The organism is Bradyrhizobium sp. USDA3010 (assembly GCF_056429065.1).
Genome location: NZ_JBWJZD010000165.1, coordinates 1 through 255 on the forward strand (window position 1 = coordinate 1; position 255 = coordinate 255).

Genomic DNA, 255 nt, shown 5'->3' on the forward strand with positions numbered 1-255 from the left:
CCGCTGCGATCCAGCGCTGCCAGATCCACAAGGCGCGCAACATCATGGAACGCCTGCCGAAAGAGCATCATGCGGCCACCCGTCGGGTGCTGCGCCAGGCCTGGGAGCTCGATGACGCCGACAAGGCTGAAAAATTGATCCGCGATCTCGCGCGTCGACTCGACCAGCAATGGCCCGGCGTAGCGGCCAGCATCCTCGAAGGCCTCGACGAGATCCTGACTGTCGTCCGGTTGAAGCTGCCGAAGGAGCTTCGTC

1 protein-coding gene is annotated in these 255 nt (G+C 63.9%); it reads left to right on the forward strand.

Annotation, left to right across the window (positions count from 1 at the left end):
* The coding region (locus AC066Y_RS43405; protein ID WP_478279160.1) for a transposase at positions 1-255 on the forward strand (255 nt) is incomplete at both ends.